The following is a 262-nucleotide window of genomic DNA, read 5'->3' as shown; positions in this document are numbered from 1 at the left end:
AGGGAATGTTGATGATGAAGGTGCTGAGACCGAGGTTGACCCCCCAGAAGTGGCGGATGATCAGGGTGAAACCCGACAATCCTCCGTCGGCCAGCTTGTTGGGAATCGACACCATGTCCACGCTGAAGGCGTAGATGGCCGAGCCCAGGGCAATCATCAGGATGTTGATCGTGTCACTAGTGGTCCATTTGAATTTTGGCTTGTTCATTTCGACACTCCTTTCTTAACTATTCCCATGCGTAATCAATTTTAGCAAAAAAAG

General features: G+C 49.2%; 1 protein-coding gene. It reads right to left on the bottom strand.

What is annotated here, in order from left to right:
* Window positions 1-208: YitT family protein (locus tag NE623_RS14565; RefSeq protein WP_256276167.1), on the bottom strand; the 208-nt coding region annotated here is incomplete at its 3' end.
* Window positions 209-262 lie beyond the last annotated feature (54 nt).

The sequence above is a fragment of the Gemmiger formicilis genome (assembly GCF_024462815.1).
GTDB lineage: Bacteria > Bacillota > Clostridia > Oscillospirales > Ruminococcaceae > Gemmiger.
This window is presented reverse-complemented; position numbering and strand designations above follow the sequence as displayed.